The organism is Streptomyces sp. CA2R106 (assembly GCF_037034245.1).
Classification (GTDB): Bacteria; Actinomycetota; Actinomycetes; order Streptomycetales; family Streptomycetaceae; genus Actinacidiphila.
In genome coordinates, this window is record NZ_JBAGKC010000003.1 from 22,997 (window position 1) to 37,283 (window position 14,287).

Annotated in this window: 12 protein-coding genes and 1 pseudogene; 2 read left to right on the forward strand and 11 right to left on the reverse strand. The window is 73.1% G+C overall.

What is annotated here, in order from left to right; genetic code table 11:
• Nucleotides 1–20 precede the first annotated feature (20 nt).
• From WA788_RS05680 to WA788_RS05725, 10 genes are all read right to left on the reverse strand, one after another.
• Entirely contained in the window at nt 21–1,103 is a 1,083-nt protein-coding gene (locus WA788_RS05680; protein WP_443033981.1) for a LacI family DNA-binding transcriptional regulator, read from the reverse strand.
• A gap of 167 nt (nt 1,104–1,270) precedes the next feature.
• Nucleotides 1,271–2,608 carry an ABC transporter substrate-binding protein gene (locus WA788_RS05685; protein ID WP_335972255.1) on the reverse strand — a complete coding sequence of 446 codons (1,338 nt, stop codon included), beginning with the start codon at nt 2,606–2,608 and terminating at the stop codon, nt 1,271–1,273.
• Nucleotides 2,609–2,682: 74 nt separating this feature from the next.
• Nucleotides 2,683–3,570: a carbohydrate ABC transporter permease gene (locus tag WA788_RS05690; protein ID WP_335972982.1), complete on the reverse strand. Its 888-nt coding sequence runs from the start codon at nt 3,568–3,570 to the stop codon at nt 2,683–2,685.
• Between the two features lie 48 nt (nt 3,571–3,618).
• Nucleotides 3,619–4,554 (reverse strand): carbohydrate ABC transporter permease, encoded by a 936-nt coding sequence (locus tag WA788_RS05695; RefSeq protein ID WP_335972256.1) that lies wholly within the window; start codon nt 4,552–4,554, stop codon nt 3,619–3,621.
• A 679-nt stretch (nt 4,555–5,233) separates the two neighbouring features.
• Nucleotides 5,234–5,410, reverse strand: a complete 177-nt coding sequence (locus tag WA788_RS05700; protein ID WP_335972257.1) for a hypothetical protein — start codon at nt 5,408–5,410, stop codon at nt 5,234–5,236.
• A gap of 78 nt (nt 5,411–5,488) precedes the next feature.
• Nucleotides 5,489–6,397 (reverse strand): class I SAM-dependent methyltransferase, encoded by a 909-nt coding sequence (locus WA788_RS05705; RefSeq protein ID WP_335972258.1) that lies wholly within the window; start codon nt 6,395–6,397, stop codon nt 5,489–5,491.
• A gap of 108 nt (nt 6,398–6,505) precedes the next feature.
• Nucleotides 6,506–7,609 (reverse strand): NAD(P)-dependent alcohol dehydrogenase, encoded by a 1,104-nt coding sequence (locus WA788_RS05710; protein WP_335972986.1) that lies wholly within the window; start codon nt 7,607–7,609, stop codon nt 6,506–6,508.
• Nucleotides 7,610–7,619: 10 nt separating this feature from the next.
• The gene (locus tag WA788_RS05715; protein WP_335972259.1) at nt 7,620–9,008 is read right to left on the reverse strand and encodes an aldehyde dehydrogenase family protein; all 1,389 of its coding nucleotides are present in this window, start codon (nt 9,006–9,008) and stop codon (nt 7,620–7,622) included.
• Nucleotides 9,009–9,367: 359 nt separating this feature from the next.
• Nucleotides 9,368–10,123 (reverse strand): (5-formylfuran-3-yl)methyl phosphate synthase, encoded by a 756-nt coding sequence (locus WA788_RS05720; RefSeq protein WP_335972260.1) that lies wholly within the window; start codon nt 10,121–10,123, stop codon nt 9,368–9,370.
• 226 nt (nt 10,124–10,349) lie between these two features.
• Nucleotides 10,350–10,931, reverse strand: coding sequence for a TetR/AcrR family transcriptional regulator (locus WA788_RS05725; RefSeq protein ID WP_335972261.1), 582 nt, complete (start codon nt 10,929–10,931; stop codon nt 10,350–10,352).
• A gap of 89 nt (nt 10,932–11,020) precedes the next feature.
• Between WA788_RS05725 and WA788_RS05730 the strand changes: the two genes are divergently transcribed.
• Entirely contained in the window at nt 11,021–11,902 is an 882-nt protein-coding gene (locus WA788_RS05730) for an SDR family oxidoreductase (protein WP_335972262.1), read from the forward strand.
• Between the two features lie 57 nt (nt 11,903–11,959).
• Here the strand turns inward: WA788_RS05730 and WA788_RS05735 are convergent, their stop codons facing one another.
• Complete coding sequence (locus WA788_RS05735) at nt 11,960–12,730, reverse strand: ribonuclease activity regulator RraA (protein WP_335972263.1); 771 nt, start codon at nt 12,728–12,730, stop codon at nt 11,960–11,962.
• A 138-nt stretch (nt 12,731–12,868) separates the two neighbouring features.
• On the opposite strand from WA788_RS05735, the pseudogene WA788_RS05740 reads away from it, so the two are divergent.
• A pseudogene (locus tag WA788_RS05740) lies at nt 12,869–14,137 on the forward strand (alpha-L-fucosidase); the annotation flags it as partial.
• Between the last annotated feature and the right edge of the window lie 150 nt (nt 14,138–14,287).

The following is a 14,287-nucleotide window of genomic DNA, read 5'->3' on the forward strand; positions in this document are numbered from 1 at the left end:
CGGTTCGGGGCGGGTGCGGCTCAGCAGGCGCTGGGCGGCGGGGCGGTGCTGGCGCGGGTGACCAGCCGGGTCGGCACCAGCGTGGTGCCGGTGGCCTCCCGGTCGTCCCGTATCTGCTTCAGCAGCTCCTCCACGCAGCGCCGCCCGACCTCGGAGAAGTCCTGGTGGACGGTGGTGAGCGGGGGCAGATAGGAGCCGGCCTCGGGCACGTCGTCGAAGCCGACGACGCTGATGTCCTCCGGCACCCGGCGGCCGTGCTCGTGCAGGGCGCGCAGGACGCCGAGGGCCATCTGGTCGTTGGAGACGAAGACGGCGGTGCAGTCCGGTTCCTGGGCGAGCTGGAGCCCGGCCTGGTAGCCGGAGTCGGCCGTCCAGTCGCCGCGCAGCGGCTCGGGCACCTGGCGGCGGCGGGACTGGAGGGCGGAGCGCCACGCCTCCACCCGGCGTTCGGCGGAGTAGGAGTAGGACGGGCCGGCGACGTGCCAGACGGTGTCGTGGCCGAGTTGCAGCAGGTGCTGGACGGCGGCCTGGGCGCCGCCGACCTGGTCGGTGTCGACGACCCGGTAGCGGTCGCCGGCGTTGGAGTCGGCGACGACGGCCAGCGCGCGCGGCGGCAGCGTCACCGTGGAGGCGTCCAGCAGGTGGGCCTCCATCAGCATGATGATGCCGTCGACGGCGAGTTCTCCCATCCGGGTGAACGCGCCGCGCACGCTGTCCTGGGTGGCGGCGGCGACCGGCAGGAGGGTGATGGCGTAGCCCTCGGCCGCCGCGGAGGTCGCGATGGCCTCCAGGGTGCGGGTGTTGCCGGTGGTGGAGATGTTGAACAGGATGACGCCGATGGTGTGGAACCGGCCGCTTTTGAGGGCGCGGGCAGCGGAGTTGGGCCGGTAGCCCAGCTCCTTCATCGCGGCCAGCACCTGCTCGCGGGTGGCGTCCACGACGCCGGGGGCGCCGTTGGACACCCGCGAGACGGTCTGCGCGGAGACCCCCGCGAGCCGGGCCACGTCCGCCATGGACGCGCTGCGGCGGCGCCGTCCGCCGGCCGCCGGCCCGGTCCGGAGCGGGGCGCTGCCGCCCTGCTCGGCTGTTTCGCTCTCGGTCACTTGCTGCCTGCACCTTCACCCGCTGGCCGGGCTCTTACGAATGGCCGATGTCACAGTCTACGGATGGCGCCGGCGCCCGGCCGGGGCGGCCGCCTTCGCGGGCCGCTCCGGCCGCTGCGGAGCCCGCCGTTCGGGCCGGGCTCCGCAGCACCGCTGCCGACGTGACGTCACTTCACGGTGAAGCCCTGCTCCTTGCCGTAGGCGATGGACTTGTTCTGCCATGCCTCGAGCGCGGACTTCAGCGGGGTGCCGGAGGTGTACGCCTTGCCGACGGAGTCGTTGAAGACGGAGTTGGCGTAGACCTGGTAGGGCAGGTAGGTCCAGCCGGACACCACGTTCTTCGCGGACTGGGCGAAGATCTTGTTCGCCTGCTGGCCGCCGAAGTACGGGAACTTCTGGTCCTGGAAGGACGCGGAGTTCAGGTCCGCGGTGGTGGCCGGGAAGGCGCCGGCGTCGATGCGGGTCTTCACCCCGGCGCCCTGGTTGGCGTACTGCAGGAAGGCGTAGGCCAGGTCCTTCTTGCTGCCGGCCTTCATCACCGCGAGCGAGCTGCCGCCGTTCTCCGCGCTGGCGTTGGCGCCGGACTGCCACTGCGGCAGCGCGGCGACCCGCCAGTCACCCGCGGCGTCCTTGACGCCGGAGGCGAAGTTGGCCGGCATCCAGGCGCCGGTCGCCAGGGTGGCGATGGTGCCGTCGCCCAGGCCCTTGTACCACTGGTCGGTCCAGCCGGTGGTGGGGGCGAGCAGGTGCTCGGAGATCAGCTGCTGCCACACCTTGGTGTAGGTGGCGGTGCCGGAGTCCTTGGAGAAGTCGACCGACACGTTGCTGCCGTCGACGGTGTACGGCTTGCCGCCGGCCTGCCAGATGAGGCTGGTGGTCTCGCCCGCGTCACCGGTGTCGTTGGCGATGTACGCCTTCGGGTTGGCCTTGTGCAGCTTGCGCGCGTCGTCGAGGTACTGCTGCCAGGTGGTGGGCACCGGCAGGTCGTACTTGTCGAAGACCTTCTTGTTGTAGAACAGCGCCATCGGGCCGGAGTCCATCGGCAGCGCGTAGACGCCACCGTCTACGTTGACCGAGTTCCACGGGCCGGTGGAGTAGGTGCTCTTGAGGTCCTTCGCACCGTAGCTGCTCAGGTCGGTGAGGGACTTCGACAGCGCGAACTGGCCGAGCGCGTAGTACTCGATCTGCGCGACGTCCGGGACGCCCTTGCCGGCCTCCACCGCGTTCTGCAGCGCGGTGTACTGGTCGTTGCCGGTACCGGCGTTGACCAGGTTGACGTGGACCTTGGGGTACTTCTTCTCGAAGTCGGTGACGACCTGCTTCAAGGTGGGCTCCCAGGCCCAGACCGTGATCGTCCCTCCCTTGGCCAGCGCGGACTTCACGTCCGAGGCGGACGTCTTGCCGCCGGACGAGCTGGAGCCGGACGAGCCGCAGGCGGCCAGGCCGACGGAGGCGGCGCAGACCAGGGCCACCGCCCCGGCGTAGCGGGAGAGCTTGGTTCTCATTGTTGTCACTCCGTTGTGCGTGATGAGGGTGCTGAGGCGTGAGGACGTGCTGGTCCTGGGGTGGCCCGGGCGGGTCACTCCTTGACGCTTCCGGCGGCCAGGCCGGACTGCCAGTAGCGCTGGAGGAGGAGGAAGGCCGCGATGAGCGGGATGATCGTCAGCAGCGAGCCGGTGATCACCAGGTTGAAGACGGGCTGGCCGCCGGCGGTGGCGGCCTGCGCGTTCCAGGCGTTGAGGCCGATGGTCAGCGGGTACCAGTGCGGGTTCTTGATCATGATCAGCGGCAGGAAGTAGTTGTTCCACGTCGCGACCACGGTGAACAGCAGCACCGTGACGATGCCGGGGGCCAGCAGCGGCAGGGCGATCCGGAAGAAGGTGCGGATCTCGCCCGAGCCGTCCATGCGGGCGGCCTCCAGCAGCTCGTCGGGGATCGCCTCGGAGGCGAACACCCACATCAGGTACAGGCCGAACGGCGAGATCAACGACGGGATGATCACCGCCCAGGGGGTGTCGGTCAGCCCGAGCTTGCTGAACATCAGGAAGGTGGGGACGGCCAGCGCCGCGCCGGGCACGGCGACCGCGCCGATGACGACGGCGAAGACCGCGCGCTTGCCGGTGAAGTCGAACTTCGCCAGGCCGTACCCGCCGAGCACCGCGAGGAACGTCGCGCCGCCCGCGCCGACCACCACGTACAGCAGGGTGTTCAGCAGCCAGCGGACGAAGATGTGGTGGTCGTAGGTGAGCGTCTGGTGGATGTTGTCCCACAGCGCGAAGTGGCCGCTGAACCACAGGCCGAAGGAGCTCATCAGCTTCGGCTGGGTCTTGCTGGCGTTGATGACCAGCCAGGCCAGCGGGACCAGCGTGTACAGCACCACCAGGGAGGTGAGCACCGTCATCAGCACGCTGCGCCGGGGCTTGTCGGAGGAGTAGCCGCGCCGCTTGGGGCGGGGTCGCACGCGCAGCGGGACCGGCTGGTCGCGGCGGGCGGGGGCGGTGTCGGCGGCCACGGTTCAGTTCTCCTTGCGCATGCCGCGCAGCTGCACGGCGTAGGCGACGATCATGGTGACGATCCCCATGAGGATCGCGACCGTAGCGGCGTAGTTGTGCTGGCGGCCGCCGAAGGACAGCGAGTACGTGTAGAGGTTCGGCGTGAAGAACGTGGTGATCGCGTTCGGCGCCAGGCTCTTGAGGATGCTCGGCTCGTTGAACAGCTGGAAGCTGCCGATGATCGAGAAGACGGTCGCGATCACCAGGGCGCCGCGGATCGCCGGGATCTTGATCGAGCGGATGACCCGCCACTGGCCGGCGCCGTCGATCGCGGCGGCCTCGTACAGGGAGGAGGGGACCACCCGCAGGGCCGCGTAGAAGATCAGCATGTTGTAGCCGACGAACTCCCACGTGACGATGTTGCCGATGCTCAGCAGCACCCAGTGCGGGCCGAGCGGGTCGGGGATCGAGGTGTGCAGGTGGTCGTTGATGCTCTGCACCAGGCCGAACTGCTTGCCGTACATGAAGCCCCACATCAAGGTGGCGACCACGGCCGGCACCGCGTAGGGCAGGAAGATCGAGATCCGGAAGAAGTTCTTGCCGTACAGCCGGCCGCTGTCCAGCGCCAGCGCCACCAGCAGGGCGATGCCGAGCATGATCGGCACCTGGACGACCAGGAACAGGCCCACCCGGCCCAGGCCCGACCAGAACTCGTGGTCGTGCAGCGCCTGGGTGTAGTTGTCCAGGCCGACGAAGTGGTTGCCGCCGATCAACTGGTTGCGGTACAGGCTCAGGTAGATCGAGTAGGCGATCGGGGCGAGGAAGACCAGCGCGAACACCGCGACGAACGGGGCCACGAAGCCCCAGCCGATCCAGCGCCTGCTGCGCGCCGGCCCCCGGGGGCGAGAACGCGCGGGCGCCGGGCCGCTCCGCGCCGTTGCGGGTGCACTACTGGCCATGTCGAAATCCCCTGACGTCTTAGCAGACGATCGTGTCCGTCGTCGCACGCCGATGGTTACGCAACCATTGCGCATCTGGCAACCCTTGGCGGGCATGAAATTTTCCACATTCGCTCCAAAGCGGACAAAATCTCGTGCGTTTTGCTCGTCGAGGGCGCCTCAGCACTCCCCCGAGGCGCCACCAGGCCCTCTTGACAAGGGGCTTCACCGGCGGTCCGAGCCCATCCGGGGCGCCGGGCGCGGCCCGGGTCCGCCATCGTCCTTGGGGTGTCGCGTGGCGGCGGAAGCGGCAACGTCCGAGGTCACAGGGTGCGGGGCCGCGCGGGCGGGCTCGGGGGCGAATGCGGCCCGGCCGTGATGGTTGCGTGATCATCGTGGAATGGCGGCAGCGGCGAGCACGGGCGAATGTCCGTTATATGACCGTGATAGAGCGGTGATACGACGGCGATACGACCTCGGCCGGGCACAGGGGGCGCCGCCGGAAGTGCGTTCCCGGGGCAGCACAAAGGCCCGACCGCTCCCCCGATCACCGCCCTGACGAGGGGCGTTGCCTCACCGGCGACCGGAGCCGGGGTGAAGTCGGGGATGCGGTCGAGCGGTTGACGAGAGGTGTTTACGCAATCATCCCTATTGCGGCCGCCGCGTCAGGTGCGGGCCGCGAGGATCGGTTCGCTGTACCTCAGTTGATGCTGTTCATCGGCGGAATCGGCGTCTGCGTGTGGTTGTACGGCAGCAGTGCGTCCCGGTCGGGCGCACCCCGCCGGTGGGCGTCCGGGTCGTCGTACTTCGCCATCCGCCGCCGCTGCGACATCATGTCCAGCACCCGGCTGCCCTTCCGCGCGAGCCACTCCTTCATGGTCCCCCCCGTTTCCTCGATGTGCCGATCACCCGCGTCATACCCGCCGCCGGCCCCGGCAACCCTGCGCGGCCGACCTCATGCGCGGGGCATGGTCGCGAACACCCAGCGGTTGCCCTCCAGCGCGTCGTTGGGCTCGGGGAGCGGGCCGCGGCCGTGCTCGCGGGTGAACTCGAACGGGGTGCGGACCGAGGTGTGCCAGCCCCTGGCCGCGAGCGCGCCGGCGGAGTCGGGGCGCTGCTCGCGGGCGAAGAGGCCGAGCAGGTCGATGCCGATCTGCCGGTGGGTGGCGACGTAGAGCGGGCTGGTGCGGTACTCCAGCAGGTCCGGTTCGAGCTTGACCTCGAAGGCGACCGCGCTGCCGGGGGCGGTCAGGTGGTCCACGGTCTCGATCAGGGCGGTCTCGGCGGCGCCGGGCAGGTAGAACAGCAGCCCTTCGGCGAGGAAGACGCTGGGGGCGGCGGGGTCGAAGCCCGCGGCGGTCAGCGCGCCGGCCCAGTCGCCGCGCAGGTCCGCCGGGACGGGGACGCGGGCGGCCCGCGGGGTGGCGGCGAGCCCCGCGAGCACCTCGTGCTTGAACGCGAGGACGCCCTCCCGGTCGAGTTCGTAGACGGTGCAGCCCTCCGGCCAGTCGAGCCGGTAGGCGCGCGAGTCCAGCCCGGCGCCGAGCAGCACCACCTGCCGGGCGCCGCCGGCGTGCACCGAGCTGAGCAGGAAGTCGTCCAGGACCCGGGTGCGCAGCCCGAAGTAGCGGGCGAAGCGGCCCCACAGCGGGTCGGCGTCGCCGTCGGGCACCTCACCGATGCGCAGCGGCCAGTCCGCGCAGGCGGGTGCGGCGCGCACGAAGTGCTCGGCGAAGACGTCCTGGGCGAGGCTGTCGCGGCGGTGGGTCTCGATCGCGCGGGAGGCGGCGACCAGGAGCGCGGTGCGGCCGACGCCTCCCTCGACGTCTCCCCCGGCGCTGTGCCGGAGTGCGGTGCTGGCCATATGGGTGCTCCTTAGGGGGTGAACGGACGGGCGGGCGGAGGTGCGGGCGGGGCGGGTGTACGGCGCTGCGGCCTGGGCGTACGGCGGCGGGCGCCGGGCGCGTACGGTTCAGCGGCCGCGGCCCTCCGGGATCAGCACGGGCTTGACCACGCGCCCCGCGTCGCAGTCGCGTTCGGCGTCGTTGACCGCGGCGAGCGGGTAGCGGCGGATGAGCCGGTCGAAGGGGAAGCGGCCGGCGCGCCACAGCCCGATCAGCCGCGGGATGAGCACCCCGGGCACCGCGTCGCCCTCGCAGATGTGGGAGATCCGCCGGCCGCGGTCCAGCGCGCCCACCTCCAACGGCAGGGTGCGGTGCAGCCGTGCCACCAGCCCGAGGTGGCCGGTCGGGCGCAGTGCCCACAGCGCGTTGTTGATCAGCCGGGCCGAGGCGGTGGTGTCCAGGGCGCAGCTCGCGCCGCCGCCGGTCAGCCGCCGGATGCGCCCGGCCAGGTCGGAGGCGGTGGCGGGCAGCGCGGTCGCGCCCAACTGCTCGGCGAGCGCGAGCCGTTCGGGGTGCCGGTCGACGGCGACCACATCCGCCCCGGCGGCGACCGCGGCCATCACCGCGGCCAGGCCGACCGCGCCCGCGCCGAGTACCGCGACGCTGTCGCCGGGTCCGGCCCGGAAGGTGTGGAAGACCGCGCCCGCGCCGGTGAGGAAGCCGCAGCCGAGCGGCCCGAGCAGTTCGACCGGCAGCGCGGGGTCGACGCGTACCGCGTTGCGGGCGGCGACCACCGCGTACTCGGCGAACGCGGACTGGCCGAACCAGCGGGGGGCGAGCGTGCCGCCGGCGGCGTCGGTGAAGCGCGTCGCGTGCTCGCGGCGGCCGCCGAAGAGGTTGAGCGCGGCGAAGGAGTCGCAGTAGGCCGGCGCGCCGCTGGCGCAACTGCGGCACCGGCCGCAGGAGTCGAAGCTGAGCACCACGTGGTCGCCGGGGTCCAGCCCGGTGTCGGGGCCGCCGGTCTCCACCACGACCCCGGCGCCTTCGTGGCCGAGTACGGCGGGCAGCGGGGAGCGGCCGGCCGATCCGCGCACGGCGAGGTCGGTGCGGCACATCCCGCACCCGGCGATCCGGACCAGGACCTCGCCGTCGGCGGGCCCGGACCGCAGCACCACCTCCTCCACGGCGAACCGGCTCTCGTACGAGCGCAGCACCGCGGCGTCGAACGTCAGCGCCACGCGGTCACCCCTCCCGCGCCGGGCGGTGCACGACGAACGGCTGGAGGTTGCCGTACAGCCCCCAGGGGCCGCCGGCCACCCCGACGCCGCTGTCCTTGGTGCCGGCGAAAGGCTGGGCCAGGGACAGTTCGGCGTGGTGGTTGATCCAGGCGGTGCCGCACTCCAGCCGCTCGGCGACCTGCTCGGCGCGGTCGGTGTCGGTGCCCCACACCGAGCCGCCGAGGCCGTACCCGGTGGCGTTGGCGGCCTCGACCGCCTCGTCCAGGTCGCGGTAGGCCAGCACCGGCAGCACCGGGCCGAACTGCTCCCCGGTCACCACCGGGCTGTCCGGCGGCACGTCGGCCAGCACCGTCGGGGCGTGGAACCAGCCCGGCCGGTCCAAGGGCCGCCCGCCGGCCGCCGCCCTGGCGCCATCGGCGAGCGCCCGGGCGGTGACCTGGTGGACGTGCGCCAGTTGCGCGGCGTTGTTCAGCGGTCCCAGCCGCACCGCGGGGTCGAGCCCGCTGCCGACGACGGCGGTACGGGCCCGCTCGGCGAGCGCGTCGACCACGCGGGGGTAGAGGCGGGCGGGGGCGTAGACGCGTTTGACGGCCATGCAGACCTGGCCGCAGTTGCGGAAGGCGGCCCAGAACAGCCGGTCGGCGATCGCGTCGACGTCCGCGTCGTCCAGCACGATCGCGGCGTCGTTGCCGCCGAGTTCCAGGGTGACCCGGGCCAGTGATCCGGCCGCGCCCGCGGCCACCGCCCGGCCGGTGGCGACCGAGCCGGTGAACGTGACGTGGCGGATGCCCTGGTGGGCGGCGAGCCGCGCGCCGAGCGGCTCGCGTCCGGTGACGACGGTGAGCACGTCCGGTGGCAGCACGCCGTCGAGCACGCTCGCCAGCAGCCGGGTCGAAAGCGGCGTGTACGGGGAGGGTTTGAGGATGACGGTGTTGCCCGCGGCGAGCGCGGGCGCCAGTTTCGCCGCGGCCAGCTGGATCGGGAAGTTCCACGGGACGATCGCGGCGACCGGCCCGAGCGGGCGCCACCGGAGCTGGCTGCGCACCGGGCGCCCGTCGCTGATCGGCTGCGGCTGGGGGGCGAGTTCGGCGAAGTAGCGCAGCCGCGCCACGGTGCGGGTGACCTCCGCGTACGCCTCCGCGAGCGGCTTGCCCTGCTCGCGGGTGAGCAGCGGGGCGAGGTCGGCGGCGGCGCCCTGCACCGCGTCGGCCGCGGCGCGCAGGGCCTGCGCGCGGGCGGCGGCGTCGGCCCGCCAGCCGGGCCAGGCCGCCCTGGACCGGGCCACGATCCGGTCCAGTTCCGCCGGGTGCTGGTCGGGCGCGTGGTCGAACACCTCTCCGGTCGCGGGGTCGTGGACGGCGAGGGTGCGGGGCCGCCGGGCGCGGGCCGCCAAGGGGGGTCCGTCTCCCGGCCCGGCGCCGGTACGGGCACCGGCCGCCGCAGCGGCCACCGGTTCGGATGCGGCGCAGGAGCAGGGTCCGGACGCGGATGCGGAGCCGGCGGGGGCGCCGGGCCCGGGCTCACCACCGGTCCCCGCCCCGGGAACGCCCTGGCCCGTCGCCCCACCACGGGCGCCGGTTGCGCGGAAGGCCTCGGCCGCAGGCTCGGGGCGGACCCCGGGACCGGATTCGGCGCCAACCGCGGGCGCCGCCCGGGTCCCCGCCACGGGATCGGGTGCGGGCTCGTGGCCGGGAGCGGGTGCGGCGGGGAGCAGGGTCGCCTCGTCGGGCGGGTGCGTCGCCATGGGCGCGGTCAGCTCGCCGCGGCGGCGGTGGTGGCGTGCTCGCGGGCGTGCCGGTTCATCTCGGCGCGGAAGGAGGCCACCAGGCGGGGCTGAATCCTTCCCGTGTTGCGGTCGCCGCCCTCGCACACGGCGCCGCGCACCCCGACGATGTCGGTGCCGATGCGGGTGAGGGCGCCGAGGTCGCCGGCCTTGACGCTGCCGGCGAGGGCGGCGAGCAGTCCGGCGTCGTGGGAGCGGCGGACGAACTCGGCGCAGGCTTCGTGCGGCAGGTGGTCGAACAGGCCGCGGCCGTCCTTGATCGCGGTGTCGAGCATGGCCGCGTCGCAGCCGGCGCGCCGGGCGACGTCGGGCAGCGCGAGCGGGTTGACGCAGCCGATCCGGTGGGCGTCGGCGTATCCGGAGGCGACCACGAGCGCGTCGGGGCGGTACTCCTTGACCGCGCGGACCACGCCGCTCATCACGTCGACGGCCTGCTCGGGCGTGGTGCAGCCGAAGAGGCCGACCTTGATGTAGGAGGCGCCGGAGACGACCGCGCCGAGTGCGGCCTGTGCGACGGTGCCGGGCTTGTAGGGCACGTCGCCCACGGTCGCGGAGACCGGCTTGTCGGCAGGCACGGCCTCGCGGATCTCCCGGATCACCCACGGGTAGTTCGCGCCGAGCGATCCCTCGTCGGGCTTCTTCACGTCGACGATGTCGAGGTGTTCGGCGGCCCTGGCGCAGTCGAGGGCCTCCTCGACGCTGTCCGGGGAGATGAGCAGCAGCAACGCGGACTCCTTGGCTCGCAGCGGTCATCCGCCGCGCAGCTGTCCGGCGCGGCCTGCTCATCATCACCGCGCCCCGGCCCGCTCCGGCAGAGCGCTCGGCACCTGTACGGGTCACTGCCCCGGCGGGCCCGCGCCCCCCGAACGCGCCGCCCACGCCGCCGGTCCGCGACCCGCCGCGCCGCGCCCGGGGCTGGTCAGGGCGGGTGGGCGGGCCGATGTTTCAGCCTCAGCCGAGTTCGGCGGTCGCGGCCCGCAGGTCCTCCAGCGCGGCGAGCGCGTAGGGCGCGAGTTCGGGCGCGTCGTCCTCGCGGCCGGTCTCCGACCAGCGGGCGTAGCCGCGCTTGAAGGCGAGGATGCCGACCTCGGCGGCGAGTTGGGCGGTGGTGTCGGGTATGCCGCGCCCGCGCAGCGCGGTGGCCATGGCGGCGGCCAGGCCGACGCTCTTGAGGGCGTCGCGCTCCTGGAGCTCGGTGCTGGCCGCGACGGCGGCCTTGATCCGGGGGCCGAGGTCGCGGTTGGCCGGTCCCATGGCGTCCGAGGCGCGGGCCAGGCCCGCGGCCACCGCCTGGAGCGGGGTGGCGTCGGCGGGGGCGTCGGTGATGCCGTCGGCCAGCAGCCGGCTGAGGGTCTCCTGCCCGGCGACCAGCAGTTCGCGCTTGTCGGCGAAGTGCCGGAAGAAGGTGCTCTTGGTGACGCCGGCGCGCTCGGCGATCTGCGCCACCGTCGTCGCGTCGTAGCCCTGCTCGCTGAACAGGTCCACGGCCGCGACGACGAGTCGCTGGGTCGCACCTGGTTGCCATCTAGCCATGACACCAGGATAAGGCGATGGGACTGTTGTCCCATCACGGTGTATCGTCGATGACGGGACAACGGTCCCATCACTTTGAGGGAGAGTTCATGCACGTCTTCGTCACCGGCGGCACCGGAACCATCGGGTCCGCCGTCGTCGCCGAACTGCTCGACCACGGGCACAGCGTCCTCGCGCTGGCCCGCTCCGACGCCTCCGCGCGCACCCTCCAGGACGCCGGCGCCTCGGTGCTGCGCGGGGAGCTGGCGGACCTCGACACCCTGCGCTCGGGCGCCGCGCAGTCGGAGGGGGTGATCAGCCTCGCCTTCGGGCGCGACTACGCCAGCCCCGAGGCGCTCACCCGCGGTATCGCCGAGGAGAGCGCCGCGGTGGCCGCGCTCGGGCAGGAGCTCCTCGGCAGCGACCGCCCGATCGTGGTGGTCTCGGGCACGCCGCTGGCCGCGGGGCGCCCTGCCACCGAGGCCGACCCGCTGCCGACCGACGGGCCGGTGGGCGGCCGCAGCCGCACCGTGAACGCGCTGCTCGACCTGGCCGAAAGCGGCCTGCGCAGCTCGGCGGTCCGCATGCCGCGCACGGTCCACAACAACGGCGCGGGCGGGTTCGCCGGGCTGCTGGTCCAGGCCGCCCGCCGCAGCGGCGTGGCCGGCTACCCCGGCGACGGCACCCAGCGCTGGCCGGCGGTGCACGCGCGCGACGCCGCCGCCCTGTTCCGGCTCGCCCTGGAGTCGGCGCCGCCCGGCACCGCCTGGCACGCGGTCGACGACGAGGGCGACGCCGTGCGGGACATCGCGGAGGTCATCGGCCGGCGCCTGGGGCTGCCGGTCCAGCCGGTGCCGCAGGAGACCTTCGGCCCGTTCGGCCCGATCTTCGCCGCCGACCAGCCGGCCTCCAGCGCCCACACCCGACAGGCCCTGGGCTGGGAGCCGAAGCACCCGAACCTGCTGGCCGACCTGGAGAACATCCAGCCCTGAGCCCCGCCCGCGCCCGCCCGCCCGGCCCGGTAGGCACCCCGGGCCGGGCGCCGCGCGCTACCCCTCGCCGCCGCGTGCGGCCAGGTACTCCGTCAGGCCCGCGCCGGTGAGCGGGTAGTAGTCAGACAGCCGCCCGCCCTCGTCGAGCCGGCGGCGGGCGAAGACCTCGCGGTCCTGGTGCGCGAGCGCGTCCTCCCCCAGCGGCACCGCGTTCGGCTGCGGCACCGCGACCGCCCCGTCCTCGTCGGCGACGATCACGTCCCCCGGGGTGACCAGCACCCCGCCCACGCCGACCGGCACATTGAACGCCGACGGGAACAGCTCCGTCTGCGAGGCGTAGTGCGGGGTCACCCCGGTGCACCACACGGGCACGCCCAGCGCGCGGATACGGGCCGCGTCGCGCACCCGCCCGTCCACCACGATCCCCGCGCCGCCGCGCAGCTTGAAGTAGCGCACCAGCATGTCGCCGAGGCAGCCGGTGAAGTGGCTGCCGTAGGCGGACACGACCAGCACGTCGCCGGGCTGGATCGACTCCAGCACCCCCCACAGCGCGGTCTTGCGCTCGATGTCCTCCTGCTCAGCGCCGGAGAAGACGTCCTCGCGCTGCGGCAGGAACTGCAGGGTGACCGCGCCCCCGACGACCGTGACGTCCGGCTCGCGGTGCAGCGGCACCGGGCCGTCGATGAAGGTCCGCGTGATGCCGCTCTGGTGGAGTTTCGCACAGGCGGTCGCGGCGCTCACCCCCTTCAGCGCCGTGAGCATCCGCTCGGTCGGCCGGACGTAGCTCGCGGTGTGCACCGGCGCCCGCATCGAGCCGTACGTCCGCATGTCCCCTGCTTCCGGCGCTCCCTGATCCCCTGTCGGGTTCATCCCGCCACGCCTTTCCGCGCACAGCTCTGCACGCAACCCTCAGTGACATTATCGCCTATCGATGGTAGATAACAGCCGACCGACAAGAGCTGTCAACCACGGCAGGAGACTTCAGTGCCCACGCCATCCATCGAGTGGTTCCGGGCCGCGCGCTTCGGACTCTTCGTCCATTTCGGGCTGTACAGCATGGCCGCCCGGCACGAGTGGGTGCGCAGCCGGGAGGCCATGTCCCAGCAGGCGTACGACCGCTACCTGGAGCACTTCGACCCGGACCTGTTCGACGCGGGCGAACTGGCGCGGGCCGCCCGCGAGACCGGGATGCGGTACGCGGTGCTGACCACCAAGCACCACGACGGCTTCTGCCTGTTCGACTCCGCGCTCACGGACTACACCTCCGCGCGGGCGGTCGGCCGGGACCTGGTGGCCGAGTTCGCCGACGCGATGCGGGCCGAGGGGCTGCGGGTGGGCCTGTACCACTCGCTGCTCGACTGGCACCACGGCGACTTCCCCGTCGACCGGCACCACCCGCTGCGCGGCACGCCCGCCGAGCGCGAGCCCCGCGACCTGGCCCGCTACCGCACCTACCTGCACGGCCAGGTGCGGGAGCTGCTGACCGGCTACGGCCCGATCGACCTGCTCTTCTTCGACTTCAGCTACCCCGGCATGGGGCCAGCCCAGTGGGGAGCCGAGGAACTGCTCGCCACCGTGCGGGAGTTGCAGCCGGGCATCGTGGTCAACGACCGGCTCGGCACCGGCGGCGACTACGTGACCCCCGAGCAGTACCAGCCGGACGCGCCGCTGGAGCGCGACGGCGTGCCGGTGATGTGGGAGGCGTGCCACACCCTCAACGGGTCGTGGGGGTACGACCGGGACAACCACGACTACAAGGACCCGGCGCTGCTGGTGCGGATGCTGGTGCAGTCGGTGGCGTGCGGCGGCAACATGCTGCTCAACGTCGGCCCGACCGGCCGCGGCGCACTGGACCCGCGGGCGCGGCGCACCCTGCGGGAGATCGCCGAGTGGATGCGGCCGCACGCCCGGGCCGTGCACGGCGCGGGCCCGAGCGCGTACGAACCCCCGCCGGGCGCGCTGTACACCCGGGCCGGCGACCGCCTCTACCTGCACCTGCCGGTGTGGCCGCTCAAGCACGTCCATCTGCGCGGGCTGGCCGGGCGGGTGCGCTACGCGCAGTTCCTGCACGACGGCTCGGAGGTCCGCTTCCAGCAGCTGGACGGCGCCCAGCACGAGCACAACAACCTCGCCCCGCCCGGCCGCAGCGCCGACACGCTCACGCTGACCGTCCCGGTCACCCGTCCTGACGTGCTGCTTCCGGTGATCGAGCTGGTCATGACGGAGGAGTCGTGACCGCGGCGGAACGGCCGGGCGTCCTGCGGGCAAGCGCTTGCCGCACGACTCTTGAACATGCGCGGCACCGCACCTAGCATCAGTAATCGATAGACGATAATCCTCGGGAGTGAGGGTTCCTGCGGCCCCATCCGGGCCGTCGGGCCACCG